The organism is Eikenella halliae, from assembly GCF_001648475.1.
GTDB classification, from domain to species: Bacteria; Pseudomonadota; Gammaproteobacteria; order Burkholderiales; family Neisseriaceae; genus Eikenella; species Eikenella halliae.
Genome location: NZ_LXSQ01000030.1, coordinates 39862 through 66614, shown reverse-complemented (window position 1 = coordinate 66614; position 26753 = coordinate 39862). Strand labels below are relative to the sequence as shown.

Sequence of the window (26753 nt, the reverse complement as noted above, 5' to 3'; positions counted from 1 at the left end):
AGCCTTTGTTTTCTTTTGTTTATCGTTCTACTGTGTTACTACAGAATCTTAAACAACCTTGCCAATAATACATCCTGAAGTACTAGGCGCGTTTCGGGTTGTAACAGCAGCCGCGCGAGCGGCAAATCAAGCTCTACACCTGAAACGGTTTGGCGCAGGCTGGATAGAGTCTTCATGCGATTCTTTTGTTCAAACATGTCCGCCATATCGGGTTTGATGTGGAAATGCCAAAACGGCTCGGTCTTCATATGGTAAAGCGGCATACCGAATTTTCCCTGATGGTAGTCATTCGCTACCCACAGCTGCCATTGTTTCCGAAACACCATCTGCCATTCAATTAACAATTCGTCAGAAAATTTAATCTGCTCTGTTTTCAAGCTACCTGAAGCATATAGAAGGCACAGGCTGTACAGCAAAATAAATTTGTGTGGTGACTGATTTTGCGCATAAGTAAAACTGGTATGCAAACCTCGGAATTGTTCTGCATATTTCAACAGCACCGGTAAATCCATCATACCGAGCCCTCCTGAAACCCCGCACCACCTCCGATGCATCTCAATCCAAAGCCCGACAGTATTCGATAAATTCAAATATATCCATCCGCCTGTCAACTGTTTCCACTTTTCCTACGAACGAATGCACCACATCCATCCGTTCTGCCAACGCACGTTGCGACAACCCCAAATCCAGGCGTCGCCGGATAAGGAGCTGTCGCAATTTCGTATGTTCCTTGGAATGAACCGACAGCCGGATGTTCTTCATTGCACCGATTTTAGGTACAATCATGGATGCACCTGTTTTAGGTGCAAATGAGAAAATTTATGAAGGTTATCCCCATAAACACAGCCGATCCGTTTGATGCTATACGCCAAAACATTACTGAAGAATATTTGAGCGAAACACAGCACTACCCTTGGATTGTTACCTTTTCAGGCGGCAAGGACAGCACCCTTGTCGCCCATTTGGTGTTTGACATGCTGCTTTCGCTGCCGCCGATGCTGCGGACGCGGCAGGTGTTCTTCGTTTCCAACGACACGCTGGTGGAAAGCCCGCTGGTGGTGAAACACATGCGCCAATCTTTGGCGGAAATCCTGCGCGCCGCCGAAATTTTCAGGCTGCCCGTCAGCGGCGAAATCACCGTGCCGAAATTGCAGGACACCTTTTGGACGTTGCTCATCGGCAAAGGCTACCCCACGCCCAACCGCTCAATGCGCTGGTGCACCGACCGCCTGAAAATCCAGCCTACTAGCGGCTACATCCTGCAAAAAGTAAACGAAAACGGCAAAGCCATCATTGTACTGGGCGTGCGCAAAGACGAATCTGCCACCCGCAAGGCAAGTATCAAAAGCCACCAAAACTTGGAAAACAGCAATCTGACCCTGCACAGTGATCTGAAAAACGCGTTGGTGTACCGACCGATTGCCGATTTGAGTACCGACGACGTGTGGGAATTCCTTGCTGCCAACGACCCGCCCTGGGGAGGCACACACAGCGATTTAATCAAGCTCTACCGCGAAGCCGCTGGCGGCGAATGCCCGATTGTGCTGTCACAGGAAGAAGCCCCCGGTTGCGGCACCAATTCCAGCCGCTTCGGCTGCTGGACGTGCACGGTGGTCAATAAGGACAAAAGCCTGCAAGGTTTTGTGGATGCGGGGAAAACTGAATTCACACCGTTAATCGAATACCGCGACTGGCTGGTGGACATCCGCAACAAACCCGAATACCGCCAGGCCGAACGGCGCAACGGAAAACTCACGTTCAAAGGCGGAAAACACATCCCCGGCCCGTTCACCATCACGGCGCGGCAGGAAATGCTGGCGAAGCTGCTGGACGTGCAGGCTGCTTTCGGCGAAGAACTGATTTCGCAGGAAGAAATCGACCTAATCAAGCAGATTTGGACGGAAGATATTTTGAAACAAGGAGACAGACGATGAACCCGGAAACCGAAGCACAAATTGCCGACCTGCTGCTGTGGCGCGACCCCGACGCGCGCTATTTGCTGGAAGCGGCCGCCAAAAAACACAATATCAAAATAGAAGCGGCGGCGGAACTTCTTGCTTGGGCGCGCCAGGTGCGGCGCAAGGGTGACAAACACGGCGGCATGAAGCAGAAGCTGGACAAAATCTTCGAACAACAGGATTTATGGGGGAAATAAGGTGTATATCAAACGGATAAAACTGAAAAATTTCAAATCCTACGCCGAAGCCGAATTTGAATTTCCCCCGCCTGAAAAAGGGCGAAACCTGATTTTGGTCGGGGCGGAAAACGGGCACGGCAAAACCACGCTGCTGGAAGCGATTTACCTGTGCCTGTACGACAAAGACGCGATTGCCAATTTCCAACGCGCCGGACTGGGTGACAGCAAATTTAAATACCATGACTTCATCAGCCAGTCGCTGTACAAGGAGGCCGCCACCCAAATGGCCAGATCCTACGAAATGGTGCTGGAAATGGATTTGATGAAAACCGGCGCATTTGACGAACAGGGCATCCGCATCGTCCGCAAATGGCATTTCGACCATCACGGCCGTTATCGGGAAGAACATAACGAACTGATGCTGTATTCGTCCGACAAAGGCAGCCTGCAACCCGTTTCGGGCGAAGAAATCCAAGATTATTTAGAAGATTACGGCCTGCCGTCCGAATATTCCACGTTTTTCTTTTTTGACGGGGAACAGCTAGTCAATATCGCCAAACAGTTCGGCGCAGGCGGCTGGATGAGCGGTGCGCTAAACAAACTTTTGGGTATCGACCTGCTTAAAGCCTTGCAGGCAGACGTGAAGAAATACGGGCAGGAACTATACAGCGAAAAGGCGGGTGGCCGGCAGAAAGAGCAGCTTGCCGAAGCCGAACGCCGTTTTCAGACGGCCTCCGAAGAATTGGCGCGCCACACCGAAACCCTGCAACAGTGGCAGCGGCAGAAGCAGGAAGCTGAAGCCAGGCAGGACAATTTGCAGACGCGGTTGCGGGGCGCGGGCAGCACGCAGCATTCCAAAGAGCTGATTGCCCAAATCGAACAGTGTGAAGCCGAAACCGCCCGACTGAACCAAAGCATTCAGGCAGCCTTGTTGGCCTTGCCGCTTGCCCTGTTACCTGAAAGCGATATCGCCGCCCTGAAAACGCAGCTTCACGGTGATTACCGCCGCCTGCTGCACGAGCAGGGCAAAGAGCAGAACGCGCACCGGTTGGAAGAATTCTGGCAGGCGTTTTCCACCAATCCCAATACGCTGGAACTACTGACGCCGAAAATCCTGAAAGACGAACTGCTCAAACGTGCTCTGAACGAATCATGGAACGTTCTGTTCGACAAACTGCCGCCAGATGCGTCCGACCCCATGCAGCACAATTACTTGGACGATGCAGGCTTTCAGGCGGCCTCCGAAAACATCGCCCGCATCACATCGCCCGACAACGACCTCGGCAGCCTGAACAAAGAGAAAAACCGTCAGGAAACCAAACTGGCTGAGCTGAAACGCCGCTACGAACAGCAAGAAGACAGCCTTGCCGATTCCGACCGCCTGCGCGAAGAATTGGAGCGCGTTCAGAAAGAGTTGGCCGAAGCCAACCAAAAACTCGGCGGCGCGAAAAATAGCATCGAGCGCAGCCAAACCGAAGCCAACCGCTTGAAAACCGACTGGGAAACCCTGCAACAGGCATTGATAGACAGCCTGCCCAAACAGCAAAAGGCCGAACGTGCTGAAGCCGTGTGCCGTCTGATAGACGACTTGGCCGTGCAACTGCGCCGCAGCAAACTGGACGCATTCCGCAAAACCGTAAGCAGCCTGCACAAGAAAATCGCCCATGACAAACAAATCGGCGACATCGAAATCGGCGAAGACGGCAGCCTGTCGTTATACAGCCAAAACGGCACGGCCATCGACTTCCAGCCACTTTCGCACGGAGAAAAGAAAATACTGGTGCTGACCCTGATTGCCGCGCTGGCCGAAATCACCGACTACCAAGTCCCCTTCGTGGTCGATACCCCGCTCACATCTTTGGATACGCGCCATTGCAACAACCTAGTGCAATACTGGATGAATTTGAACCGTCAAGTGATTATTCTGGTGCAGAGTGCCGAAATCGGTTCCGAAGCCTATCAAAAGCTCAACGCACAGGGGCGCATTGGTAAAAGCTACCTTATCCGTTCGCAAAGCCTGCAAGGCGGCGGGAAACGCGCCACCGTTACCCCGCACGCCTATTTTGAATAAAAGGAAACGCCATGTACGAATTGGATGACGACAAAATCTGCAATGACAAATACTGGGTAACGCTGACTGAAAACACCCACATCAAATCCAGCGGCGAAGCGGCCAAAATCCTGAAACGGCTCGAAAGCGACGGTGTGCTGCCCAAAATGCAGAACCACGAATGGGCAAGGCTGTGTATTGCCTTCTGCTTTGCCAAAACCAAAAATATCAAAGATTGGGAGCAAAAACCCGGCATGGACGGCGGGTTGGAGATCGCATCGTTCAACACCTGTTTTAACCAAAACGGCAAAAAAGGCGAAGAAAAATTTTGGCTCGCCTACATCAGCCAGCGTATGTTTGATGAAGCAGCGACACGAAAATTCACCAAAAAACATCTATTTGTCTACATCCAACTGGCATGGCACAATGGCGCGAAACTGCTGGAAGGGCGTTACCAGAAAGCCTTAGAATACTGCGACGGCAGTATCGTGGAAGCCAAAAAGATATTCTTTGACGAACTGGCCGATCTGGCGGCGCAACACAGGGACGGTGGATCGGACGGTGCTGTCCCAGCTGTTTCAGGCAGTCTGCACTCACCAAATCCTGTTTCAGACGGCATCGATTTAAAATCCTCCCCCGCCGCCAATCGGGAAATGGGTGAGAAAATCATTGCCGCATTGCAGGGTATGGGCAAAGGGGTGAAAGCCATAACATTTTTGGGGCAGGGGGTACGCTACGACAGCTACCTCGTCCAATTTGCCGATTATGCCGACTGGGACAAACTATACGATAGATTTTGTTCGGCAATGGGGATTCCCAAAGACAGCAGCACCGTACGCACGGAACAGTATGCGGGACTGCCGCATGCCCATGAAATCAAAATACTCCGCCATGAAGATACATGGCACAAACTGGAGAAGAATGATTTTGAATCGGCACTGAAACAATATCACGGTGATTTTCTGATACCGTGCTGTATCGGTGCGGATGAGGGCGGCAAGGCGGTTTTTGCCGATTTATATGAAGCACCACATATATTGGTGGGCGGCACGACAAGGATGGGCAAATCCGTGCTGGTTTCATCCATCATGAAAAGCCTGTTTGAACTCAACCGTCAGGATAGTTTTGAAGTGGCGATATTTGATCCTGCTGCCAACTATTCCGTATTCAAAACTGCACCCAACCTGTGGCAGGGCGGAATACATGGGGAACGCAGTCGGTTTTTGCCTTTGCTGGAAAGCCTTGTAGATGAAATGAACGGGCGGTTGGCACTTTTGCGCGAATACGATGCTGAAAAAATACAGCATCTGCCCGAAGAATATCGGCCAAAACTCCTCATTGTTTTACTGGAGGAATTGGCGGCCTTGTTGGATACGGACAAAAATGCCGAAAAACCGATTATCCAAATGCTCCAAGAAGGTGCAAAAACCGGCATTCATATGATTTTGGTAACGCAAGAACCCAATTCGCAAACATTCTCGTCCAAACTGCTTGCCAATTTGCCTAGTCGGATTGCATTGCGCGTTGTCAAACCCGGCTCTTCGCGCATGATTCTAGGCGAAGGCGGAGCAGAGTATTTAACCAGCAAAGGCGACCACTTGGTCAGATGGAATGGCAGCGCAGCACAGTTTTTACACGGATATAATGTGTAATTAAAGAGATATTAAGAGGCTACCTGAAAGCATATAAACTGCTTTTCAGGTAGCCTTTGTTTTTGCCGTACCAAGGGTTATTTCACCAGTTTCAGGCCTTTGTGTTTGCCGGCGGGTTTGCTGTCTTTGCTGCTGCTGCCCGCTTCGGGTTGGGGCGGAGTACCGGGTTCGTAGGGCGTGATGTCGAAGTTCATGCCTTCGCCGGTTTCGCGGGCATAGATGGCGCCGATGTGGCCGACCGGAATCCAAATGTCGTGCGCCACGCCGCCGAAGCGGGCGGTGAAGTTAACCCAGTCGTTATCGATGTTCAGGCCGGCGCAGGCGGTGGCGCCGATATTGAGGATGATTTGGTTGTCTTTCACAAACTGCACGGGTACGCGGGTATGTTCGTTTACCCATACCTGGATATAGGGCGTGTGGCCTTGGTCGCTGCACCATTCGTGCAAGGCGCGGATGAGGTAGGGTTTGAGGGTGGGGTTCATGGGCAAGATTCCTGTGGGGGGAAAGGCTACCTGAAAAACATATCGCTGGAATATAGTGAATTAACAAAAACCAGTACAGCGTTGGCTCGCCTTGCCGTAACGTGTGTACTGTCTGCGGCTCGCCGCCTTGTCCTGATTTCTGTTAATTCACTATAATTTACTTCTTAACACGTTGGCTGGCTGCCTGGAATGAAAAAATCATGCTTTCAGCTAAAGGCCGCTTGTTAGAAAACGCGGATGCGGTTTACAAACAAACGGCCTATATGCTTAGCGGCGCATGGCTTTTTCGGCGGCGGTGAGCGCGGCGATGAAGGATTCGCGTTGGAAGATACGCTCGGCGTATTTCAGGATGGGGGCGGCGGATTTGCCCAGTTTGATGCCGTAGTGGTCGAGCCGCCACAGGAGGGGGGCGATGGCTACGTCGATCATGGAGAAGTCGTCGCCCAGCACGTATTTGTTTTTGGAGAAGGCGGGGGCGAGCAAGGTGAGGCCTTGGCCGATGGCTTCGCGTGCTTTGGCCTGCTCTTTGGCGGAAGTTTCGTGGCTTTCGAGTTTCTGCACATGGCTGAACAGCTCTTTTTCCATCCGGAACAAAACCAGGCGGCCGCGGCCGCGCATCACGGGGTCGCCGGGCATGAGCTGCGGGTGCGGGAAGCGTTCGTCGATGTATTCGTTGATGATGTTGGACTCAAACAGGATGAGGTCGCGTTCAACCAATACGGGCACTTGGTTGTAGGGGTTCATCACGGAGAGGTCTTCGGGTTTGTTGAAGATGTCGACGTCTTTGATTTCGAAATCCATGCCTTTTTCGTATAGCACGAAGCGGCAGCGGTGGCTGAAGGGGCAGGTAATGCCTGAGTATAAAACCATCATAACTGTATTCTCCCTAACTAAACAGTGTCGCCGGCTTGGCAAGTCTGCCGGCATATACCATGCCGCGTATTATAGCCTGCCGGTGGTTTTATGGCTAGAAAATCGGTGTAACTCAATGATGTTTATATGATTAATTTAAATTTGAGATGAAAGGAAAGGCTACCTGAAAAGCAAGCAATGTTTCAGGTAGCCTTTGTTGTATAGTGGATTAACAAAAATCAGGACAAGGCGGCGAGCCGCAGACAGTACACACGTTACGGCAAGGCGAGCTAACGCTGTACTGGTTTTTGTTAATTCACTATAGGATGCGGTGGGTCAGCGCTGCATCATATCTTCAAAGCCGGCATTGTTTCGTTTGGCACAAGCTTGGCGGGCCTGTTCGATTTCTTGCAGTTGGTGGGCATTGTTTGCGATGCTGGCGGAATTAACTATGGTTTGCGGGATGGGCAGGTAGTTGGTTCTGTATTCGCCGCTGAAGCCTTGCAGCGGGAAACCGGTCAGTTGCCGGATGTCGGCAGCAAGGTCCTTCAAGCTGGTTCTGCTGTTGTTGCAGTGGAAGTCATGTACCGTGCAATGGCAAGAGGAGACTTCTTGGTTGGTGATGTCGTAAGGTATCCTGTTTTTCCAGGCAATTTTCGGCACCTGGCCGGCCGTGTGCACGGTGCTGCCGCTGCTTGCGTTGTTGTAGATAACCAGTTCCGGGGCACGGCCTTGGATGTCCCATTGCACGGCATTAGAACTACTTAGGATCAGGATGTATGGGGTGTTGTCGGCCGGTGCCTGCAGGATGAGGCTGTTATTCCTGTTGCTGCTCTCATTTACACTGACTGCATAGGCCACGGTTTGCGCTGGCAGCTGTCTAGTGGCCACGGCGGCAGGTAGGTTGGAGCTATCCATCTCTTCGATTACCGGGGCAACGGTAAGCTGGAAGCCGGTGGTGTGCCAATTATTGATGTATTCCACTTCGAGCAGGTAGTCGCCAGGTTCGAGCCATACCATTTGGTTTTCACTTGAGTTTTCTGATTCGGCAATGATGTGGCGATTCAGCATCACGCGCATTTTTGCCCAGCTGATGTCTGCTGAAATGCGGTAGGCACCGCGTTGTGGAACATGTAGTCGGCCAGCCCAGTAGGCGCCGAAGTCTTCAGACGGAATCTTGAGGAATTGGTCGAAAGGATAGTTGATGGCAATGCTGTTTACTGTTTCCCGGCCAATGACCTGTTTAGGCTGGTTGGTGTTGATATACCAGGCAAAATAGCCTTGCGAAGGCGTAGACTTCTGCGGATTGAAGATATCTCCCCAGCTATGATCGGCAAGCGGATAGCTGCTGAGCGCAGCAGGCTGCTGTTTGTCGTCTTGGGGTGGGGCGGGTGGTTCGGTTTCCAAGGGCGGGATAGCGGAAATGGATTCAGGCTCTTTTTCTAAGTTGATACCAGAGGCATCGGAGGTGGTAATAGGAGGATTGTTTTCTTGAGCATGCCCGCCGGATGATGCCCGCAGATCAGGAAAGGCAAACCACAAACCCATACCTAGGACGGCAAAAATCAGAATAGGCAGCAATATCTGTGTAACCGGCGGTTTTTCATTTGTTTTCATTGCGCAATTCCTGGAGTAAAGGGAGTAGGCAGTTTCGGCTGACTGATTCAATTCAATGAAAGTAGCCTAAATATCCAGCTCGGCTTTGTCGCCTTCGGCTTCCATCCAGCTGCGGCGCTGGGCGGATTCGCCTTTGCCCATGAGTTTGACGAACACTTCACGGGTGGGTTCGCTGCTGTGCTCGGGGATATGCACGCGCAGCAGGCGGCGGGTGTCGGGGTGCATGGTGGTGTCTTTGAGCTGGTCGGGGTTCATTTCGCCCAGGCCTTTGAAGCGGCTGATGGAATATTGGTTGTCGCGCAGGCCTTCTTTGCGCAGTTTTTCTAGAATGCCTTCAAGCTCGGCTTGGTCGAGGGCGTAGAATTTGCGGGCGGTTTTTTTCCTGCCTTGGGCGGCTACGTCCACGCGGAACAGCGGCGGTTGGGCAACGTAGATGTGGCCGCGCCGGATGAGTTCGGGGAAGTGGCGGTAGAAGAGGGTGAGCAGCAGCACTTGGATGTGCGAGCCGTCGACGTCGGCATCGGAGAGGATGGCGATTTTGCCGTAGCGCAGGCCGGAGAGGTCGGGGCCGTCGCCTTCGCCGTGCGGGTCGACGCCGATGGCCACGGAAATGTCGTGGATTTCGGTGTTGGCGAAGAGTTGGTCGCGGTGCACTTCGAAGCTGTTGAGCACTTTGCCGCGCAGGGGCAGGATGGCTTGGGTGTTGCGGTCGCGGGCGAGTTTGGCGGAGCCGCCGGCGGAATCGCCTTCCACAAGGAAAAGCTCGTTTTCACGGATGTCTTCGCTTTCACAGTCGGTGAGCTTGCCGGGCAGCACGGAAATACCGCTGCCTTTGCGTTTTTCGATTTTCTTCACCGAACGCATGCGTTCTTGGGCTTGTTTGATGGCGAGCTCGGCAATTTTCTTGCCGGCTTCGAGGTTTTGGTTGAGCCACAGTTCGACGGGGTCGCCGGCGAGGGCGGCTACGAGTTTGAGCGCGTCGCGGTTGGTGAGTTTGTCTTTGGTTTGGCCTTGGAATTGCGGGTCGAGCATGCGCACGGAAAGCACGAAGGCGACGCGGTTGAATACATCGTCGCTTTGGATTTTCACGCCGCGCGGCAAAAGGTTGTGGTGGGTGATGAAGTTGGATACGGCGTTGAACAGGGCTTGTTTGAGCCCGGCTTCGTGGGTGCCGCCGGCGGGGGTGGGGATGAGGTTGACATAGCTTTCGGTGGCGATGCGGCCTTCTTCCAGCCAGGTGAGGGCGCAGGATACGCCTTCGCCATCGGCAAAATCGCCATGGTGACTACCTGAAACGTGGTTTTGCAACGTAAGTAGGGGCAGGGTGTTTTCCTGCCCGGCCAGCAGAGTTTTCAGGTAGCCTTCCAGGCCGTCGGGGTAGTGCCAGGTTTGGGTTTCGGGCAGGCCGTTGCGCCGGCGGGTGAGGGTAACGGTTACGCCGGGCAGCAGCACGGCTTTGGCGCGCAGAAGGCGTTCGATTTCGGCGATGTCGTAGTCGGGGCTTTCGAAGTAGCGGGCATCTGGCCAGATGCGCAGGGTGGTGCCGCTGTCTTTGGCGGGGCATTTGCCGGTTTCGGCCAAAGGCTCAACCACGTCGCCGCCGGCAAAGGCGATGCGGTATTCGCGCCCTTCGCGGCGCACGGCCACTTCGAGGCGGCGGGAGAGGGCGTTGGTTACGGATACGCCCACGCCGTGCAGGCCGCCGGAGAAGGCGTAAGCGCCGTCGCCGCTGGTTTTGTTGAATTTGCCGCCGGCATGCAGGCGGGTGAACACCAGCTCGACCACGGGCACGTTTTCTTCGGGATGCAGCCCCACGGGGATGCCGCGCCCGTTGTCGGATACGGAAAGCGAGCTGTCTTCGTGGATTTCCACATCGATGCGGCTGGCGAAGCCGCCGAGGGCTTCGTCGGCAGCATTGTCGATGGCTTCCTGGCAGATGTGGGTGGGGCTGTCGGTGCGGGTGTACATGCCGGGGCGTTCTTTCACCGGCTCCAGGCCTTTGAGGACTTTGATGCTGCTTTCTGAGTATTGCTTGGTCATGGGTGTGTTCACGTTTTAAATCCGGCCTATTTTAGCATATTAGGATTGGTGCTTTATGGCTATCCCACCTGTGCCGGGCATACAAGAAACAGGCCACCTGAAAGTGAGTGGAACAAAATTTCAGGTAGCCTGTGTTGGGAATGGGGCTGGGCTTTAGCCTGCCTCGACATCTTGCTGCAAGGCGGCGAGCAGTTCGGCTTGGCTGCACACAGCGGTACCGAGTTTGGCCACCACCACGCCGGCGGCGGCATTGGCGATGTGCATGGCTTGGCGCAAATCCAGTTTGGCGGCCAGGCCGAGGCCTACGGTGGCGATGACGGTGTCGCCGGCGCCGGATACGTCGAACACTTCCTGCGCGCGGGTGGGCTGGTGGCTGATGTGCTCTGCCTCATACAGGCTCATGCCTTCTTCGCTGCGGGTGAGCAGGATGGCGTTTAATTGCAAGTGACGGCGCAGGGCTTCGGCTTTTTCGGTGAGCTCGACTTCATTTTCCCACGAGCCGACCACTTGGCGCAGTTCGTTGCGGTTGGGAGTGATGAGGCTGGCACCGGCATATTTTTCGTAGTCGTCGCCTTTGGGGTCGATCAACACGGGTTTGTTGTGCTCGCGGGCGAAATCAATCATATCGGCTACCTGAAACAGGCAGCCTTTGCGGTAGTCGGAAAGGATAACGGCATCATAATCCGGCAACAGGCTGCGGAAACGGCGGTTGAGCCGATCCAGCACATCTTGGCTGGGTTTTTCTTCAAAATCAATGCGCAAAAGCTGCTGATTGCGCGAGAGCACACGAAGTTTTACGGTAGTGTCAATGGTTTCATCGCGTTCTAAAAAGGTTTGTACGCCATTGCTTTGAACGATTTTTTCCAGTTCGTTGGCAGCCTCGTCTTGGCCAACCACCGACAACAAGGCTGCCTGCCCGCCCAGGGCCGCGATGTTGCGTGCTACGTTGCCGGCACCACCGGCGCGCTGATCCATGCGCCCGATTTTGGCTACGGGCACGGGGGCTTCGGGGGAAATGCGCTCCACCTCGCCAAACCAGTAGCGGTCGAGCATGGTGTCGCCCACCACCAGCACGCGGGCGGATTGGAGGAGCGAAATTAGGTTGGCAGGCAATGTTGGCATAATGGCTAACCTCGTATGGGTGGGGTGGGCAGGCTACCTGAAAAACGATATCGGTCAGGTGGGCTGCAAAATAAATTCAGCGGCGGCCTGCACGTGGATTGCCGTGGTGTCGAACAGCGGCACGGCGGTATCTTCGGGGCGCACCAGCAGGCCGATTTCGGTGCAGCCGAGGATGATGCCTTCTGCGCCTTGGGCGGCCAGCTGTTCGATGGTTTGCACATAGAAGCGGCGGCTGCTTTCGGGAAAGTTGCCCACGCAGAGCTCTTCGAAAATGATGTGGTGGATTTCGGCTTGCGCGCCTTCATCCGGCACGATGGCTTGGATGCCGCGTTCGGCCAGGCCTTCGCGGTAGAACGCGTCCTGCATGGTAAAGCGTGTGCCGAGCAGGCCAACGGTGCGGATGCCTTGTGCGCGGATGCGTTCGGCCACGCTGTCTAAAATATGCAGGAAGGGCACGCCGATGGCGGCCTGTATCGGGGTGGCAACTTTGTGCATGGTATTGGTGGCCAGGAGGACGGCGTCTGCCCCGGCCTGCTCCAGAGTGCGGGCGGCGTGGGCGAGGATTTCGCCGGCTTTGTGCCAATCGCCGCGCTGCTGGCAATCCACGATTTCTTGAAATTCCACGCTGGCGAGTAGGATGGGCGCGCTGTGGTTGCCGCCTTTTTGCCGGTTGATGAGGCGGTTGATTTGGGTGTAGTAGGCGGCGGTACTTTCGGGCGACATGCCGCCGATGATGCCGAGTGTGTTCATGCGGTCTTTCTTTCGGGAGGGTTTCAGGTAGCCTGTGGGCAGTATTGGCTACCTGAAAAATCAATCCCCCATGGCGGCCAACAGCTCGGCCTGGTGTTCAGCAATCAGGGCGTTGGTGATTTCTTCCATGTCGCCGTCCATCACGAAGTCGAGCTTATGCAGGGTGAGGTTGATGCGGTGGTCGGTAACGCGGCCTTGCGGGTAGTTGTAGGTGCGGATGCGTTCGCTGCGGTCGCCGCTGCCGATGAGGGATTTGCGTTCGGCGGCTTCTTTGGCCTGGGCTTCGCGCTTTTGTTTGTCGTTCAGGCGGGCGGCGAGCACCTTCATGGCTTGGGCTTTGTTGGCGTGCTGGCTGCGGCCGTCTTGGCATTCCACCACCATGCCGGTGGGCAGGTGGGTGATGCGGATGGCGGAGTCGGTTTTGTTGATGTGTTGGCCGCCGGCGCCGGATGCGCGGAAGGTGTCGATGCGCAGTTCGGCGGGGTTGAGCTGGATTTCTTCGAGCTCGTCGGCTTCGGGCATCACGGCCACGGTGCAGGCGGAGGTGTGGATGCGGCCTTGGCTTTCGGTGGCGGGCACACGCTGCACGCGGTGGCCGCCGCTTTCAAATTTGAGCCGGCCGTAGGCGCCGATGCCGGCGATGCGGGCAATGACTTCTTTGTAGCCGCCCAAATCGCTTTCGTTGGCGGAAACGATTTCGACCTGCCAGCGGTTGCGCTCGGCATAGCGGGTGTACATGCGCAGCAAATCGGCGGCAAACAGGGCGGCTTCGTCGCCGCCGGTGCCGGCGCGGATTTCGAGGAAGATGTTTTTGCCGTCGTCTTCGTCTTTAGGCAGCAAAAGTTTTTGCAGCTCGGTATCCAGTGTTTCGATTTTGGCTTTGGCGACCTCGATTTCTTCGGCGGCGAAGTCTTTCATTTCGGGGTCGGCCAGCATGTCTTCGGCGTCGGCAAGGTCGCTTTCGGCTTGGCGGTATTGGCGGTAGGCTTCCACTACGGGGGTGAGCTCGGCGTGCTCTTGGTTGAGCTGGCGGAAGCGGTTGATGTCGGCGGTGGCCTCGGGGGTACTGAGCAGGGCGGTGACTTCTTCGAGCCGCTCGGAGAGGGATTGGAGTTTGTCGAGAACGGAGGGTTTCATGTGGGTTCTTTCGGATATAGCGGATTGGAAATGAAGGATGCTTCTGCGTCGGCTTGCCGTACTGCTTTGCCTGCGGCTTGCGGCCTTATCTCATTCTTATTTTGACCCGCCATAATTTTCAGGTAGCCTCAAACGATAGAGGCTACCTGAAAAGGATTATAGCAAATGCGGCCGGGTTTGCCGCTGTGCCTACATGCGGCTGAGTTCGCGCTGCAGGGCTTGGATGTTTTGCTGGCGGTCGAGCACGTCGCTTTGCAGGCTGCTCACGCGGGCTTGGTGGGCCTGGTAGGCTGCGCCGTCGCCTTTGGGCATGGTGCGGCTTTCGGTGAGGGCTCTTTGCGCGGTGGCCAGGGCGCGGCGCTCGTTGGCCAGCTCTTGCTCGAGAATCATGCGCCGGCCGCTGTTGGTGCGGCTGGAGGGGGCGGCTGCGGCCACGGGCTGTGGGGCGGGCGCATGATATACGGCGGCCTGCTGGCTACCGACGGCAGCGCGCTGCGGAGCGGGGGCGGCGGCTACGGGCGCGGGTGCAGGCCGCGGCCGGGCGGCGCTGTAGCGGCCGATTGTGGGCAGGTCGGCGCGTTGGCAGCCTGGGCCGGGTTTGCTGCTGTAGCTGCCGTTGCCGCAGGAATAAACGGGGCCGGCGGCTGCGCTGAGGCAGCTTAAGGCGAAAATGGTAAGTAATGTAGTTTTCTGCATTTTATTTTCCCTTTTCTAATGTTTACTGGCCGAATTCCTGCTCAACCGCCTGATATACGGCTTCCAGTTCTTCCTGCAGGGCGAGCCAGTCTTCTTCTGTTTGTGCTAATTGTACTTTGACTTCGGCTGTTTTGGCTAAGTATTGGTGCAATTTGGCTTTATTGTGTTCCTTATATGCTTCTTCGTCGGCGAGGAAGGCTTCGCATTCGGCTTGCTCGGCGCTGAGTTTGGCCATGAGCTGTTCGGCTTTTTCGATTTTCTGCTGGATGGGTTTGCCGCGCTGGGCGCGTTGTTGGCGGATTTGGGCGGCGAGGCGTTTTTCGTCTTTGCGGTTTTGTCCGGCGGCAGAAGGAGGCGGGGCGGCTTCTGGGTTGCTTTGGGCCAGACGCAGGCGGCGGTAGTCGTTGAGGTCGCCTTCGAAGGTTTTCAGGTAGCCTTGGTCGATGAGCAGGAAGCTGTCGGTGGTGGCTTCGAGCAGGCTTCTGTCGTGGGAAACGACGATGAGCGCGCCTTGAAAGCTTTGCAGGGCGAGGGTGAGGGCGTGGCGCATGTCGAGGTCGAGGTGGTTGGTGGGCTCATCCAGCAGGAGCAGGTTGGGCTGCTGCCACACGATAACGGCCAGTGCGAGGCGGGCTTTTTCGCCGCCGGAAAAGGGAGCGACGGGCTGGACGGCCATGTCGCCGGCGAAGTCGAAGCCGCCGAGGAAGTTGCGGATGTCTTGCTCTTTGGCTTCTGGGCTGAGGCGCTGGATGTGCCACAGCGGGCTTTGGTCGGCGCGCAGGGTGTCGAGCTGGTGTTGGGCGAAGTAGCCGATTTTGAGTTTGTCGGTGCGGATGATTTGGCCGCTTTGGGGCCCGAGGCTACCTGAAAGGGCTTTGATGAAGGTGGATTTGCCGCTGCCGTTGACGCCGAGCAGGCCGAGGCGGGCGCCGCTCTCGAGCGAGAGGGTGATTTGGTGCAGGACGGTGTGGCCGCTGTAGCCGAGATCGACTTGTTCGAGCTTGAGCAGGGGGTTGGGCAGGTGTTCGGGCGGGGGGAAGGAGAAGCTGAAGCTGCTGTCGAGGTGGGCGGGGGCGACGAGCTCGAGTTTGGCCAGGGCTTTAACGCGGCTTTGGGCTTGTTTGGCCTTGGTGGCTTTGGCTTTGAAGCGGTCGATGAAGGATTGGAGGTGTTGGATGTGCGCCTGCTGTTTAACGTAGGCGGCCTGCTGGTTGGCAAGGCGTTGGGCGCGTTGCTGCTGGTAGAAGTCGTAGTTGCCGCTGTAGCTGTGCAGCTGGCGTTGGGCGAGCTCGATGGTGTGGTTGGTGGCGGCGTTGAGGAAGTCGCGGTCGTGGGAGATGATGATTTGGGTGCAGGGCAGGGCGGCGAGGTGGTTTTCCAGCCACAACACGGTTTCGAGGTCGAGGTGGTTGGTGGGCTCGTCGAGCAGGAGCAGGTCGGCGCGGCACATGAGGGCTTGGGCGAGGTTGAGGCGCATGCGCCAGCCGCCGGAAAAGGCTTTGACGGGGCGGCTGTGTTCGGCCTGGCTAAAGCCCAGCCCGTTTAATAGTTTGGCGGCGCGGGCGGGCGCGCTGTAGGCATCGATTTCTTCAAGCTTGGCGTGGCATTCGGCAATGGCGTGCCCGTCGTTTTGCGCTTCGGCCTGCTTTAGGGCTACCTGAAAAGTTTGCAGCTCGGCATCGCCTTGCAACACGTAATCCAGGGCGCTGATTTCTAAAGCGGGGGTTTCTTGCGCCACGGCGGCGAGTTTCCAATGCGGGGGCAGGCGGATGTCGCCGGCGTCGGCACCGATTTCGCCTTTAATCAGGGCAAACAGGCTGGATTTGCCGCTGCCGTTTTGGCCGATGAGGCCGACCCGGCGGCCGGGGGCGATGCGGGCGGAGGCTTGTTCGAGCAGAACCTTGCTGCCACGTTGTAGGGTAAGGCAGTTGATTTCTATCATATTGTTTGATATGTGGGAATCTGAATTTTTTTAGATGAAGAGGCTACCTGAAAACTATTTTTCAGGTAGCCTTTGCTGTGTGGTTTGGCTAACGGTGTAATTCCAAGGCTAAAAACAGTTTGCTGTTGCCGCGCTGGACGAGTAGGGCAACGGTGCGGTCGGCATGGTTGAGGGCTTGATTGAAGCTGTTTTCGTCGCTCACGGCGGTACGGTTTACCATTAAGATGATGTCGCCGCGCCGCAGACCGGCCTGTTGGGCGGCGCCTTCAACCTGCAAAACCAAGAGGCCTTGCCCTTGGCTGCGCAGTTGCAGGCCGGTGGGCTCGGAGGTGAAGCCGCTGCCGTTATCGGTATTGGTGGCGCTGCCGGATTGGTTGCCAGCATCGGCGCTGCCGGTGTTACCAGAACCGAGGGTGACTTGCACTTCTTCGCGTTTGCCGTTGCGCCAAATGCCGAGGGTGAGTTGGGTACCGGGCGGCATCATGCCGACGAGCACGGGCAAGTCGCTGGAGGCTTTTACGTTTTCGCCGTTCACACTTTGCACGATGTCGCCGGGCTGGAGGCCGGCTTTGTCGGCAGGGCCGCCGGGCGTTACCTGCGAAATCAGTGCGCCGTTGGCGGCTTCGAGGCCGAAGGATTTGGCTAAGTCGTAGTTTACTTCTTGAATAACCACGCCGATGCGGCCGCGCTCAACTTTGCCGTTGCGGCGCAGCTGGTCGGCCACATTCATGGCCACATCGATGGGGATGGCGAAGGAGATGCCCATAAAGCCGCCGGATTGGCTGTAGATTTGGGAATTTACGCCCACTACTTGCCCGCGCAGGTTGAACAGCGGGCCGCCGGAATTGCCGGGATTGATGGCTACGTCGGTTTGGATGAAGGGGGTGTAGTTTTCGTTGGGCAGGCTGCGGCCTTTGGCAGAGACGATGCCTGCGGTTACGCTGTTGTCGAAGCCGAAAGGTGCGCCGATGGCGGCTACCCACTCGCCAACGCGCAGGGTTTTGGGATCGCCGATTTTGACGGTGGGCAGGCCTTGCGCGTCGATTTTTAAGAGGGCGATGTCGGTTTGGGTGTCGGAGCCGACTAGGCGGGCGGTGTATTCGCGGCGGTTGTTGAGCACGACTTTGATACTGTTCATACCGCTGAGGACGTGGGTGTTGGTGAGGATGTAGCCGTCGGAGCTAATGAGGAAGCCGGAGCCGAAATTGTATTCGTCGTCGCCAGGCTCGACTAAATCGGATTGACTGGGTTGCAGGCGTTTGAAAAATTCGGAGAAAGGGTCGTTTTCCGGCAGCTGGTCGATATTGTCTTCGCCACCGGCCAGGGTGGTGTTTTCATTGGTGCGGCTGGCTTGAATGTTAACCACGGCGCCGCCTTCCTGTTCTACCAGCTTGGTGAAATCGGGCAGCAGCATATCGGTACCGCCTGCGGGCGCGCTCACGGTGCGGACAAACTCGGAATCACCAGTGGTGGAGGCTTCTTCTTTGCCGCATCCGCCTAAGAGCAGCAGGGCGAGCAGGAGGGGAAAGAGGGGGCGGGTGGTATTGGGCATGATAACAACAATATTGTATTGGCAGGCAGGGGAGGTATTGTATAACTAAAGCATTTAATTAGCTATGCCGGGCGGGATTGCCTTGTTTTGGCGGGATGTGTTGGGAGTGTGTGAGTTTGGCGGGGTAAAACCCGCTATAGCCAGGCTGCGGCCTTGTCGAGATATAGTGAATTAAATTTAAACCAGTACAGCGTTGTCTCGCCTTGCCGTACTATTTGTACTGTCTGCGGCTCGCCGCCTTGTCCTGATTTAAATTTAATCCACTATATGTTTTCAGGTAGCCTTTAAGTGAAGTTAGGGAGGCATGAAAGCACAAAAAGACAGGCCATTACCTGTCTTTTCACATAAGCGGCTATTTAAGCCGGTTGGATATTGGAGGCTTGTTTGCCTTTCGGGCCGGTGGTTACTTCAAAAGAAACTTTCTGGCCTTCTTTCAGGGTTTTGAAGCCATTCATGTTGATGGCTGAGAAGTGGGCAAACAAATCTTCGCCGCCTTCATCGGGAGTGATGAAACCAAAACCTTTAGCATCGTTAAACCATTTAACAGTACCAGTTGCCATACAATACATCCTATCTAAAAAACAAAATATCGGAAAAAGCAGGGTTGGCAAAGCAGGAAAACGACTGTGTTGGGTAAAACGGTTTGTTCAGCTGCCGAGCCGGAGCAATTTATCCGGCCTGCCGCGCTTGCGTGAGTAAGTTTCGCGCAGCTGGAATTAACAGTCAAGTAATGTTTGAATAATAACGTTAAAAATCGCAAAAAAAAGACAGAAATCTGAGCGTTTGCCCTTATTTTGTATTTCATCGTGTGGTTGAATATAATTTGCTGGCATCATCCTGCAGTTGGGTTGCATGAAAAACGGCAGCCTGCAAACAGGTTTGATTTACAATGTAAAACCGATTAGGCTTGGAGCTATCGTTTTCCCTCTGCCGCCTAGGCAGGCTTTGCCTGCGGCGGGAAGGTGATAAGGTTTCAGCCGAATGCAACACATCTTGAAGAATTTAGAGTTATGTCTGATACCGAACAGGCGCTCCGACCGGAAGTTATCCGGGAAAATGCGCCGCCGCCCAAGAAATACGGCGTATTTTTGCTGAATGATGATTATACGCCGATGGATTTTGTGGTTGGTTTGCTTACTGATGTTTTCAGGCTACCTGAAAACCGGGCGGAGGCGGTGATGCTGCAAGTGCATCACGAAGGCAAAGGCCTGTGTGGTGTTTACCAAAAAGATATTGCTGATACCAAGCATCAGCAAGTGCAAAACCTTGCCCGGCAGGCCGGCCATCCGCTGCTGAGTACGGTTGAGGAGGTGTGAGCCATGTTGTCGAAAGAGCTGGAAAGCATTTTGCAGGTGATCTATGCCGACGCCCGCATGCAGCGCTATGAGTTTATCGGCATCGAACACCTGTTGCTCTCACTGGTGCAGGAGAGCGACGAAGTACGGGCGGTGCTGCAAAGCTGCGGTGCGAACATCCCGGTTTTGGCCGAACAGCTGGCCATCAGCATCGAAGAGAATACGCCGATACTGCTCGAGGATTCGCCAACCGGTGGCGACACCCAGCCCACGCTCGGCTTCCAGCGCGTGATTCAGCGTGCGATTGTGCATGTGCAGTCGGCAGGCAAACGGCAAGTGCAGCCGGTGGACGTGCTGGTGGCGATTATGTCGGAAAAAAACAGCCATGCCGTGTATTTCCTAGGCTTGCAGTCAATTGGCCGCAGCGAGATTCTCAACTACATCGCGCACGGTATCGTGCCGGATCGCATAGCGGAAGCCGATAAAAGCGACGAAGTTGAACAAGAAGGCGACGAAGAAGGCAAACCAATCCGTCATGCCTTGGCTAAATATACCGTCAACCTTAATATTGAAGCACGCGAAGGGCGTATCGACCCGCTGGTCGGCCGCGCCATGGAATTGGAACGCCTTATGCAAACCCTGTGCCGCCGCCGCAAAAACAACCCGCTTCTGGTGGGCGAGGCCGGTGTGGGCAAAACCGCGCTGGCCGAAGGCTTGGCTTATCGTTTGGAACACGGCGATGTGCCCGAAGCGCTGGCCGGCGCCACCGTGTTTGCGCTGGATATGGGCTCGCTCTTGGCCGGCACCAAATACCGCGGCGACTTTGAAGCCCGCATCAAAGCCGTGCTCAAAGAGCTGGCTAAAATCGAGCATTCCATCCTGTTTATCGACGAAATCCACACCATCATCGGCGCAGGCAGCACCACCGGTAGCACCATGGATGCCTCCAACCTGCTCAAACCCGCCCTCTCCAAAGGCCATCTGCGCTGTATCGGCGCCACCACCTATGACGAATACCGCACCATTTTCGCCAAAGACCACGCCTTAAGCCGCCGTTTCCAGAAAATCGACGTGCCCGAGCCCAGCGTGGCCGAAACCGTGGAAATCCTCAAAGGCCTGCAACCCGCGCTCGAAGACTTCCACCAAATTCGCTTTTCCCAGCACGCCCTGAATGCCGCCGCCGAGCTTTCGGTACGCTACCTGAACGACCGCTTCCTGCCCGATAAGGCCATTGATTTGATTGACGAAGCCGCCGCCGCTCAGCGCATTCTGCCCGGCGACAAACGGCGCAAAGTGATTGAAGCTGCGCAGATTGAAGAAGTGGTGGCCAAAATCGCCCGTATTCCCGAGCAAACTGTTTCCAAAGACGACAAAGAAGTGTTGCGCCATTTGGAGCGCAACTTGAAAAACATGGTGTTCGGCCAAGATGCTGCCATCGAAGCATTGGCTGCCGCCATTAAGATGTCCCGCTCCGGACTGGGTTCGGCGGAAAAGCCCATCGGCAGCTTCCTGTTTTCCGGTCCCACCGGCGTGGGCAAAACCGAAGTCGCCCGCCAACTCGCCTTCATTTTGGGTGTGCCGCTGCAACGTTTCGATATGTCCGAATACATGGAACGTCACGCCGTGGCCCGCCTCATCGGCGCACCGCCCGGTTATGTCGGCTTCGAACAGAGCGGCCTGCTTACCGAAGCGGTAAACAAGCAACCCTTCTGCGTGCTGCTTTTGGACGAAATCGAAAAAGCCCACCCCGATGTGCACAATATCCTGTTGCAAATCATGGACTACGGCACACTCACCGACAACAACGGCCGCAAAACCGACTTCCGCAACGCCATCGTAATTATGACCACCAATGCCGGTGCCGAAAGCCTCAGCCGCCCCGTGCTCGGTTTCACCCGCCAGCGCATGAGCGGCGACGAGGGCGAAGCACTGAAAAAAGCTTTCACCCCCGAATTCCGCAACCGTCTGGATGCCGTGATTTCCTTTGCCCCGTTGGACAACGAAGTCATCGCCAAGGTAACCGACAAATTCCTGCTTGCCCTGGAGCAGCAGCTGTTAGCGAAAAACGTGGAAGCCCACTTCACCACCGGCCTGCGCAGCTATCTGGCCGAGCAGGGCTTTGATCCGCAAATGGGTGCACGCCCCATGCAACGGCTGATTCAAGACAAAATCCGCCGCCTGCTCGCCGACGAACTCCTGTTCGGCCGTCTAAGCAAAGGCGGCGAGGTAACCATCGGCTACGACACCAAGTCCGACAAAGTAACCCTCGCCTTTTCGGCCGCCAAAACCAAACGCGGCAAAGTGGCGGATGCCAACGGCTGATTCGGTTTGAAACGAGGCGGGATTTCTTTTTTGAAGCCGTTTGTCTGCTTTCAGGTAGCCTGTGTTATGAGTAATAATATTGATTTATTAAGATTATTCTCTATACAAAGGCTACCTGAAAACGAATATGGTAGGTTTTGTCGAAATGAGTGTAGTAAACCTTGTCCGAAATAGCATTGCCGGTTGCGCCTTATTTTTGGCCGCCTGCTCCACCTTGCCTGCCAGTGCCGAGCCCGCCCGAGGCAACATCATCAGCGGCGAAGTGGTGCGCGTGTGGGACGGCGATACGCTGCATTTGCAAGATAGCTTCGGCCAGAGGCATAAAATCCGCCTTGCCGGCATCGATGCGCCGGAATTGGAGCAAGCCCAGGGCAAAGCTTGTCGCGACCGTTTGGCCGAACAAGTGCTGCATCGGCAAGTGCAGGCTGCAATTATGGATACCGACCGCAACGGCCGCAAAGTGGCACAAATCCGCCGGAGCGGCCATGACATCAACCAGCAGCAGGTAGCCGAAGGTTGTGCCTGGCACTACCGCCGCTACGCCCGCGAATGGCAGAGTGCGGCCGAATATGCCGCCTATACCGAAGCTGAAGCGCAAGCCAAAAGCCAGCGGCTCGGCCTGTGGCGGCAAGCTTCTCCGCAGGCACCTTGGCAGTTCCGCCACCGGCAGCCGCAGCAGCACCGGCCTTGAAAGGCTACCTGAAAACGAACGTAGTGAGTTTCGCCAAAACGGAACGCAGTGCGTTTCGCTAAAACGAAGCCGTGAGTTTCATTAAAATGTAAGCTGCAACGAAGCTAAAACGAGCTAATGCGCTTGGGCAAAACCAGGCTGCTGCTTAATCAAAATCGTTTGCGAAATCCCTATCCCTGCCAACACAATGCTATAATTCGCAAATTTTTCCGCCGCCGTGCGGATTCACTTCATTCAGAAAGACAATATGGCAGCCTTCAACACACAAAAAGTTCTGTCCGTACACCACTGGACCGATGCCTACTTCACCTTCACCTGCACCCGCGACGACAGCCTGCGTTTTGAAAACGGCCAATTCGTCATGGTCGGCCTGCTGGTGGACGGCAAACCCTTGATGCGCGCCTACAGCGTGGCTTCCGCCAACTGGGAAGAGCATCTCGAATTTTTCAGCATCAAAGTGCCCGATGGCCCGCTCACCAGCCGCCTGCAGCACCTCAAAGTCGGCGACGAAGTGCTCATCAGCAAAAAGCCCACCGGTACCCTGATTTGCGGCGATTTAAACCCCGGCAAACACCTCTACCTACTCTCCACCGGCACCGGCATCGCCCCATTCTTGAGCATTACCAAAGACCCGGACATGTATGAGCAGTTTGAGAAAGTAATCCTCGTACACGGCGTGCGCTACAAAAAAGACCTCGCCTACTACGACCGTTTCACCCAAGAGCTGCCCAATCACGAATACCTAGGCGAAATGGTTCGGGAGAAACTGATTTACTACCCCATTGTTTCCCGAGAGGAATTCCAACACCAAGGCCGCCTCACTGATTTGATGCGCAGCGGCAAATTGTTCGAAGACATCGGTCTGCCGCCGATTAATCCGCAGGACGACCGTGCCATGCTGTGCGGCAGCCCGGCCATGCTCAAAGATACCAGTGATGTGCTCAACGGCTTCGGCCTCACTGTGTCGCCCAAAATGGGGCAGCGCGGCGATTATCTGATTGAACGTGCGTTTGTGGACCAATAAGGTCGGAATATGTGAATGCGGAAAAGGCTACCTGAAGATTTCAGGTAGCCTTTTTAGTGGAGTCGCTACATAGCTGGATATCGGCTAAAGTATCCAATTTTTATCAGATACTGAGGGAAGAGTTGAGAGTTTTAGCGAGACTTGTTTTGCCCATTTTACTTTTACAGGAATTCGCCTGTTTTGGGAAACCTGATTTTAACTTCGTAGAAACTCAGCTCCAGTTATGCTGAAACTCGTTTTAGTTTGCTTGAGGCTTATGTTTTAGCAAACCCATAGTGTTCGTTTTAGCGAAACTCACTGCGTTCGTTTTCAGGTAGCCTTTAGTAGGTTTATAGTGAATTAAATTTAAACCAGTACAGCGTTGGCTCGCCTTGCTGTACTATCTGTACTGTCTGCGGCTCGCCGCCTTGTCCTGATTTAAATTTAATTCACTATATAAACTTGGATATTAAGTAGGGATTGTAAGCAAGGTGGGCAATATTGTATGAAGAGCCAACAAGAAAAGGCTTAACCATTTTGGTTAAGCCTTTGTATTTTTGGTCGGAGTGAAAGGATTCGAACCTTCGACCCCTTGCACCCCATGCAAGTGCGCTACCAGACTGCGCCACACTCCGACTTCTGAAAAAAGCAATTCTAAGCTGTTTTTTGCGGCTTGGCAAGGACTGCTTCGATTTTTTCTAAAACTGCCTGCAAATCCTGCCGAACTTCTTCAGCATTGGCCGCGGGGCGGTTTAGGCTGTCGTGTCCGTTTAGATTGAAGCGGTCGATAAAGGTGGGGAAGCTGCCGCTTAGTTTGCGGATTTTCACCACATCTTGCCGGGTATATTGGTTGCCGCCGTGGCCGATTACTATGCCGTTATCTTGCTGCCATTGGAAGAATTGTTCGGGCTGGATGTCGGCCAGATAGCACAATTCTTCCAGGCTGAAATAGCGTTTAACCGGAATGGGCGGCAGGGCGCGTTCAGTTTTGTTTGCCATAGTGGTGTTCCACCATGCCTTTAAGTTTTTGGCTGGCGTGGAAGGTTACCACCCGACGGGCGGTAATCGGTACTTCTTTGCCGGTTTTGGGGTTGCGGCCGGGGCGCTGCGGTTTGTCACGCAGTTGGAAGTTGCCGAAGCCAGAAATTTTGATCTCTTCGCCACGTTCTAAAGTGGCGCGGATTTCTTCGAAGAACAGTTCAACGATTTCTTTTGCATCGTTCTTGCTGATATTGCCGACTTTTTCTACCAGAATATCGGCTAATTCTGCTTTGGTGAGTGTCATTGGGTTTACCTCTGAGTTACTAAGCTGCGGATTATCGCTAATTACTTTTTAGAAATCAAGCGAATGCTGGGGTATATGGCAAAATCTGTAGAGCAGGGCGGCAGATTGTGTGGCAATCTGCGCATTATGCCTATCCACGGTGGGTTGCGTTGTGAGCTTCTATAGCACACAGGCTACCTGAAAAATGGCTATGTTCTATATTTTCAGCCAGGCTTGTAATGCAGCCGGATTTTCGATGGTCAGCCAGGCGGTATTGGCTTCGGCGGGCTGTACGGTGGCGTTAGTGTGGTGCAATACGCCGTGCCGGAAGTAGTGCAGCTCGGTTTGGCTGCCGGTTTTTTGTTGCTGCCATTGGGTGGCGAAGTTGTTGGCGGCATAGCCGTTGATGGCGACGATGAGGTCGCCGGGGGCGAGGCCGGCTTGTTCGGCGCTGCCGCCGTTGAGTACGTGGCTGAGGGTGATGTCGCTGCCGTTTTGCTGGAAGCGGGCGCCGAAGTCGTTGGCGGGCGGAACAGCCGGCAACGGGCCGCAGCCGCCGTTGTGCGAGGGCGGCAGGGGCAGCCAGTGCAGGCGGAGGCCGGCGTGGGCAAGGGCGGTTTCGAGCGGCAGTGGCCGGGTGCTGCGGATGAGTTGGTTGAACAGGCTGCGCAAGTCGAGGCCGGTGATGGCTTGGGCAAGCGCTTCCCATTCGGTTTCATGCAGCGGTTGTTTTCTGGTCAGCCAGTCTTGATAGAGGGCTTGCATGATGCTGTCGAGGCTGTGCCGGCTTTGTTGGCGGATGTATAGGTCGAGGCAGAGGGCGGCGAGGGCGCCTTGCTGGTAGTAGCTGGTGATGGCGTTGGGGCTATTTTCGTTTTGTTTGTAGTATTTGTCCCAGGCGTGGAAGCTGGATTGGGCTAGGGTTTGCCGGCGATGGCCGGGGTTGCGGTGCACTCGGGTGATGGTTTTGGCCAATATTTCGAGATAGGCGGTAGGGCTGATGCGGCCGTTGCGTACGAGGAATAGGTCGTCGTAATAGGAGGTGATGCCTTCGAATGCCCATAAAAGCTCGGTGTAGGCCTCTTGGTTGAGGTCGGATTGGGCGAGGGCGGCGGGTTTGATGGATTTGACGTTCCAGGCGTGGAAGTATTCGTGGGAAATCAGGCCGAGCAGCTGGGTGTAGTTGTCGGAGGTTTCGGCAAGGTTGTTTTCAGGTAGCCAGCTGCGGTCGGCGAGCAGGGCGGTGGATGATGTGTGCTCGAGGCCGCCGTAGACGTGGTCGCCCAGGTGCAGCAGGAAGGTGTAGTGCGCAAAGGGGGCGGGGCTGGGGAAGAATTGGAGTTGGGCGGTACAGACGGCTTGGGTGTCGGCCAGCAGGCGTTGGCGGTCGAACCCGGGATAGTGGCCGCTGAGGACGATGCGGTGCGGAATGCCTTCGGCGGAGAATTCGAGAATTTCAAGGATGCCGGCTTCCAGCGGGCAGTCGATGAGGTGGCGGTAGTTGTCTGCCTGGTAGAGGTGCTTATCCAGTTTGGGCAGGGCGGTGGCGGTTTGCCATTGGACGGGGAAACGGAGTTCGACTTGGTGCGGCTCTTCGCTGTGTGAGGCTACCTGAAAAAACAGGGCGGCGCCGTCGAAGAAGGCGCGTTCGCTGTCTAAATAGCAGCCGCGCACGGAAAGGTCGAAGGCATAAACGTCGTATTCGATGAGCCAGTCGCCGGGTGTGTTTTCTTCGGCCTGCCAGATGTTTTTGCTCACGGCTTGCAAACCGGCGGCTTGGCCGTTGCAGCTGGCTTCGATGCGGATGATGTGCCGGGCAAACTCGCGGATCATATAGCTGCCGGGCACCCAGTTGGGCAGGCTGAGGCGGACAGGTTGGTTGCCGTGGTGGCTGAAGCGCAGGCCAACGCGGAAGAGATGTTGTTCGGGCAGGGAGGTAATGGTGTAGTGAGGCATCTGTTTATTTTGTTTCGATTGAAAGGGATATGGCTTTTTCAGGTAGCCTATTTTGCGGCAGATGAAAAGATATGTTTGTTTTTGTGGTTATTGTGTGTATTTTGCTTTAAAATATACCGCTTAAACTGCGCGCAGTCTATTGCTGTTGTGGCTCGCGGTGGTTTCTTTCTAGATAAATATAAGAAAATCGGAT

24 protein-coding genes, 1 tRNA gene and 1 pseudogene are annotated in these 26753 nt (G+C 55.2%); 8 read left to right on the top strand and 18 right to left on the bottom strand.

The annotated features are described in order from the left end of the window. Window positions 1-38 precede the first annotated feature (38 nt). Window positions 39-515, bottom strand: coding sequence for a hypothetical protein (locus A7Q00_RS11975; RefSeq protein WP_082887855.1), 477 nt, complete (start codon window positions 513-515; stop codon window positions 39-41). A gap of 40 nt (window positions 516-555) precedes the next feature. After that, window positions 556-762 (bottom strand): hypothetical protein, encoded by a 207-nt coding sequence (locus tag A7Q00_RS11970; RefSeq protein WP_064090825.1) that lies wholly within the window; start codon window positions 760-762, stop codon window positions 556-558. A 59-nt stretch (window positions 763-821) separates the two neighbouring features. On the opposite strand from A7Q00_RS11970, the gene dndC reads away from it, so the two are divergent. The 4 genes from dndC (at window position 822) to A7Q00_RS11950 (ending at window position 5839) form a co-directional block, all read left to right on the top strand. Then, window positions 822-1934: a DNA phosphorothioation system sulfurtransferase DndC gene (gene dndC / locus A7Q00_RS11965; protein ID WP_064090760.1), complete on the top strand. Its 1113-nt coding sequence runs from the start codon at window positions 822-824 to the stop codon at window positions 1932-1934. Further along, the gene (locus tag A7Q00_RS11960) at window positions 1931-2155 is read left to right on the top strand and encodes a DNA modification system-associated small protein (protein ID WP_064090759.1); all 225 of its coding nucleotides are present in this window, start codon (window positions 1931-1933) and stop codon (window positions 2153-2155) included. The genes dndC and A7Q00_RS11960 overlap by 4 nt, the downstream gene beginning before the upstream one ends. Before the next feature lies 1 nt (window position 2156). Next, a complete protein-coding gene (locus A7Q00_RS11955; RefSeq protein WP_064090758.1) occupies window positions 2157-4208 on the top strand; it encodes an AAA family ATPase in 2052 nt (683 codons plus the stop codon). A gap of 146 nt (window positions 4209-4354) precedes the next feature. After that, window positions 4355-5839 carry an FtsK/SpoIIIE domain-containing protein gene (locus A7Q00_RS11950; protein ID WP_245637581.1) on the top strand — a complete coding sequence of 495 codons (1485 nt, stop codon included), beginning with the start codon at window positions 4355-4357 and terminating at the stop codon, window positions 5837-5839. A 77-nt stretch (window positions 5840-5916) separates the two neighbouring features. Here the strand turns inward: A7Q00_RS11950 and A7Q00_RS11945 are convergent, their stop codons facing one another. From A7Q00_RS11945 to A7Q00_RS11895, 12 genes and pseudogenes are all read right to left on the bottom strand, one after another. Next, the gene (locus A7Q00_RS11945; RefSeq protein ID WP_064090756.1) at window positions 5917-6321 is read right to left on the bottom strand and encodes a ClpXP protease specificity-enhancing factor; all 405 of its coding nucleotides are present in this window, start codon (window positions 6319-6321) and stop codon (window positions 5917-5919) included. A 267-nt stretch (window positions 6322-6588) separates the two neighbouring features. After that, entirely contained in the window at window positions 6589-7194 is a 606-nt protein-coding gene (locus A7Q00_RS11940) for a glutathione S-transferase N-terminal domain-containing protein (protein ID WP_064090755.1), read from the bottom strand. A gap of 315 nt (window positions 7195-7509) precedes the next feature. Beyond that, window positions 7510-8790: a hypothetical protein gene (locus tag A7Q00_RS11935; RefSeq protein WP_064090754.1), complete on the bottom strand. Its 1281-nt coding sequence runs from the start codon at window positions 8788-8790 to the stop codon at window positions 7510-7512. 66 nt (window positions 8791-8856) lie between these two features. Beyond that, the gene (parE, locus tag A7Q00_RS11930; protein WP_064090753.1) at window positions 8857-10830 is read right to left on the bottom strand and encodes a DNA topoisomerase IV subunit B; all 1974 of its coding nucleotides are present in this window, start codon (window positions 10828-10830) and stop codon (window positions 8857-8859) included. Window positions 10831-10983: 153 nt separating this feature from the next. Continuing rightward, window positions 10984-11952: a D-glycero-beta-D-manno-heptose-7-phosphate kinase gene (gene rfaE1, locus A7Q00_RS11925; RefSeq protein WP_064090752.1), complete on the bottom strand. Its 969-nt coding sequence runs from the start codon at window positions 11950-11952 to the stop codon at window positions 10984-10986. A 54-nt stretch (window positions 11953-12006) separates the two neighbouring features. Then, on the bottom strand, window positions 12007-12702 hold the full coding sequence (locus A7Q00_RS11920) for an aspartate/glutamate racemase family protein (protein WP_064090751.1): 696 nt from the start codon (window positions 12700-12702) through the stop codon (window positions 12007-12009). A gap of 60 nt (window positions 12703-12762) precedes the next feature. Then, window positions 12763-13839: a peptide chain release factor 1 gene (gene prfA, locus A7Q00_RS11915; RefSeq protein ID WP_064090750.1), complete on the bottom strand. Its 1077-nt coding sequence runs from the start codon at window positions 13837-13839 to the stop codon at window positions 12763-12765. Window positions 13840-14028: 189 nt separating this feature from the next. Continuing rightward, window positions 14029-14535 carry a hypothetical protein gene (locus A7Q00_RS11910; protein WP_064090749.1) on the bottom strand — a complete coding sequence of 169 codons (507 nt, stop codon included), beginning with the start codon at window positions 14533-14535 and terminating at the stop codon, window positions 14029-14031. A gap of 22 nt (window positions 14536-14557) precedes the next feature. Continuing rightward, window positions 14558-16477, bottom strand: coding sequence for an ATP-binding cassette domain-containing protein (locus tag A7Q00_RS11905; RefSeq protein ID WP_064090748.1), 1920 nt, complete (start codon window positions 16475-16477; stop codon window positions 14558-14560). An 88-nt stretch (window positions 16478-16565) separates the two neighbouring features. Continuing rightward, window positions 16566-18029: a DegQ family serine endoprotease gene (locus tag A7Q00_RS11900; RefSeq protein WP_064090747.1), complete on the bottom strand. Its 1464-nt coding sequence runs from the start codon at window positions 18027-18029 to the stop codon at window positions 16566-16568. Between the two features lie 158 nt (window positions 18030-18187). Further along, a pseudogene (locus A7Q00_RS13805) lies at window positions 18188-18297 on the bottom strand (IS5/IS1182 family transposase); the annotation flags it as partial. Window positions 18298-18385: 88 nt separating this feature from the next. Then, complete coding sequence (locus A7Q00_RS11895; RefSeq protein WP_003822547.1) at window positions 18386-18589, bottom strand: cold-shock protein; 204 nt, start codon at window positions 18587-18589, stop codon at window positions 18386-18388. Between the two features lie 450 nt (window positions 18590-19039). Between A7Q00_RS11895 and clpS the strand changes: the two genes are divergently transcribed. From clpS to A7Q00_RS11875, 4 genes are all read left to right on the top strand, one after another. After that, window positions 19040-19345, top strand: a complete 306-nt coding sequence (clpS, locus tag A7Q00_RS11890) for an ATP-dependent Clp protease adapter ClpS (protein WP_064090746.1) — start codon at window positions 19040-19042, stop codon at window positions 19343-19345. A gap of 3 nt (window positions 19346-19348) precedes the next feature. After that, on the top strand, window positions 19349-21646 hold the full coding sequence (gene clpA, locus A7Q00_RS11885) for an ATP-dependent Clp protease ATP-binding subunit ClpA (RefSeq protein ID WP_064090745.1): 2298 nt from the start codon (window positions 19349-19351) through the stop codon (window positions 21644-21646). Between the two features lie 145 nt (window positions 21647-21791). After that, the gene (locus A7Q00_RS11880; RefSeq protein ID WP_082887867.1) at window positions 21792-22337 is read left to right on the top strand and encodes a thermonuclease family protein; all 546 of its coding nucleotides are present in this window, start codon (window positions 21792-21794) and stop codon (window positions 22335-22337) included. A gap of 247 nt (window positions 22338-22584) precedes the next feature. Further along, entirely contained in the window at window positions 22585-23361 is a 777-nt protein-coding gene (locus A7Q00_RS11875) for a ferredoxin--NADP reductase (protein WP_064090743.1), read from the top strand. A gap of 537 nt (window positions 23362-23898) precedes the next feature. Here A7Q00_RS11875 and A7Q00_RS11870 read toward each other — a convergent pair. The 4 genes from A7Q00_RS11870 to A7Q00_RS11855 form a co-directional block, all read right to left on the bottom strand. Beyond that, window positions 23899-23975: transfer RNA gene (locus tag A7Q00_RS11870), tRNA-Pro, on the bottom strand. 19 nt (window positions 23976-23994) lie between these two features. Further along, window positions 23995-24339 (bottom strand): hypothetical protein, encoded by a 345-nt coding sequence (locus tag A7Q00_RS11865; protein WP_064090742.1) that lies wholly within the window; start codon window positions 24337-24339, stop codon window positions 23995-23997. Continuing rightward, window positions 24323-24625 (bottom strand): integration host factor subunit alpha, encoded by a 303-nt coding sequence (locus A7Q00_RS11860; RefSeq protein ID WP_064090741.1) that lies wholly within the window; start codon window positions 24623-24625, stop codon window positions 24323-24325. Before A7Q00_RS11860 ends, A7Q00_RS11865 begins: the two co-directional genes overlap by 17 nt. A gap of 195 nt (window positions 24626-24820) precedes the next feature. Further along, window positions 24821-26560 (bottom strand): M61 family metallopeptidase, encoded by a 1740-nt coding sequence (locus tag A7Q00_RS11855; protein WP_064090740.1) that lies wholly within the window; start codon window positions 26558-26560, stop codon window positions 24821-24823. Window positions 26561-26753 lie beyond the last annotated feature (193 nt).

Excerpts from the sequence above, each read along its gene's own strand:
- parE (WP_064090753.1), bottom strand. The coding sequence starts at position 10,830 with ATGACCAAGCAATACTCAGAAAGCAGCATCAAAGTCCTCAAAGGCCTG.
- A7Q00_RS11910 (WP_064090749.1), bottom strand. The coding sequence starts at position 14,535 with ATGCAGAAAACTACATTACTTACCATTTTCGCCTTAAGCTGCCTCAGC.
- A7Q00_RS11975 (WP_082887855.1), bottom strand. The coding sequence starts at position 515 with ATGATGGATTTACCGGTGCTGTTGAAATATGCAGAACAATTCCGAGGT.
- A7Q00_RS11945 (WP_064090756.1), bottom strand. The coding sequence starts at position 6,321 with ATGAACCCCACCCTCAAACCCTACCTCATCCGCGCCTTGCACGAATGG.
- A7Q00_RS11865 (WP_064090742.1), bottom strand. The coding sequence starts at position 24,339 with ATGGCAAACAAAACTGAACGCGCCCTGCCGCCCATTCCGGTTAAACGC.
- clpA (WP_064090745.1), top strand. The coding sequence starts at position 19,349 with ATGTTGTCGAAAGAGCTGGAAAGCATTTTGCAGGTGATCTATGCCGAC.
- A7Q00_RS11900 (WP_064090747.1), bottom strand. The coding sequence starts at position 18,029 with ATGCCCAATACCACCCGCCCCCTCTTTCCCCTCCTGCTCGCCCTGCTG.
- dndC (WP_064090760.1), top strand. The coding sequence starts at position 822 with ATGAAGGTTATCCCCATAAACACAGCCGATCCGTTTGATGCTATACGC.
- A7Q00_RS11875 (WP_064090743.1), top strand. The coding sequence starts at position 22,585 with ATGGCAGCCTTCAACACACAAAAAGTTCTGTCCGTACACCACTGGACC.
- clpS (WP_064090746.1), top strand. The coding sequence starts at position 19,040 with ATGTCTGATACCGAACAGGCGCTCCGACCGGAAGTTATCCGGGAAAAT.
- A7Q00_RS11950 (WP_245637581.1), top strand. The coding sequence starts at position 4,355 with ATGCAGAACCACGAATGGGCAAGGCTGTGTATTGCCTTCTGCTTTGCC.
- A7Q00_RS11860 (WP_064090741.1), bottom strand. The coding sequence starts at position 24,625 with ATGACACTCACCAAAGCAGAATTAGCCGATATTCTGGTAGAAAAAGTC.
- A7Q00_RS11855 (WP_064090740.1), bottom strand. The coding sequence starts at position 26,560 with ATGCCTCACTACACCATTACCTCCCTGCCCGAACAACATCTCTTCCGC.
- A7Q00_RS11940 (WP_064090755.1), bottom strand. The coding sequence starts at position 7,194 with ATGATGGTTTTATACTCAGGCATTACCTGCCCCTTCAGCCACCGCTGC.
- prfA (WP_064090750.1), bottom strand. The coding sequence starts at position 13,839 with ATGAAACCCTCCGTTCTCGACAAACTCCAATCCCTCTCCGAGCGGCTC.
- A7Q00_RS11880 (WP_082887867.1), top strand. The coding sequence starts at position 21,792 with ATGAGTGTAGTAAACCTTGTCCGAAATAGCATTGCCGGTTGCGCCTTA.
- A7Q00_RS11960 (WP_064090759.1), top strand. The coding sequence starts at position 1,931 with ATGAACCCGGAAACCGAAGCACAAATTGCCGACCTGCTGCTGTGGCGC.
- rfaE1 (WP_064090752.1), bottom strand. The coding sequence starts at position 11,952 with ATGCCAACATTGCCTGCCAACCTAATTTCGCTCCTCCAATCCGCCCGC.
- A7Q00_RS11905 (WP_064090748.1), bottom strand. The coding sequence starts at position 16,477 with ATGATAGAAATCAACTGCCTTACCCTACAACGTGGCAGCAAGGTTCTG.
- A7Q00_RS11920 (WP_064090751.1), bottom strand. The coding sequence starts at position 12,702 with ATGAACACACTCGGCATCATCGGCGGCATGTCGCCCGAAAGTACCGCC.
- A7Q00_RS11970 (WP_064090825.1), bottom strand. The coding sequence starts at position 762 with ATGAAGAACATCCGGCTGTCGGTTCATTCCAAGGAACATACGAAATTG.
- A7Q00_RS11935 (WP_064090754.1), bottom strand. The coding sequence starts at position 8,790 with ATGAAAACAAATGAAAAACCGCCGGTTACACAGATATTGCTGCCTATT.
- A7Q00_RS11895 (WP_003822547.1), bottom strand. The coding sequence starts at position 18,589 with ATGGCAACTGGTACTGTTAAATGGTTTAACGATGCTAAAGGTTTTGGT.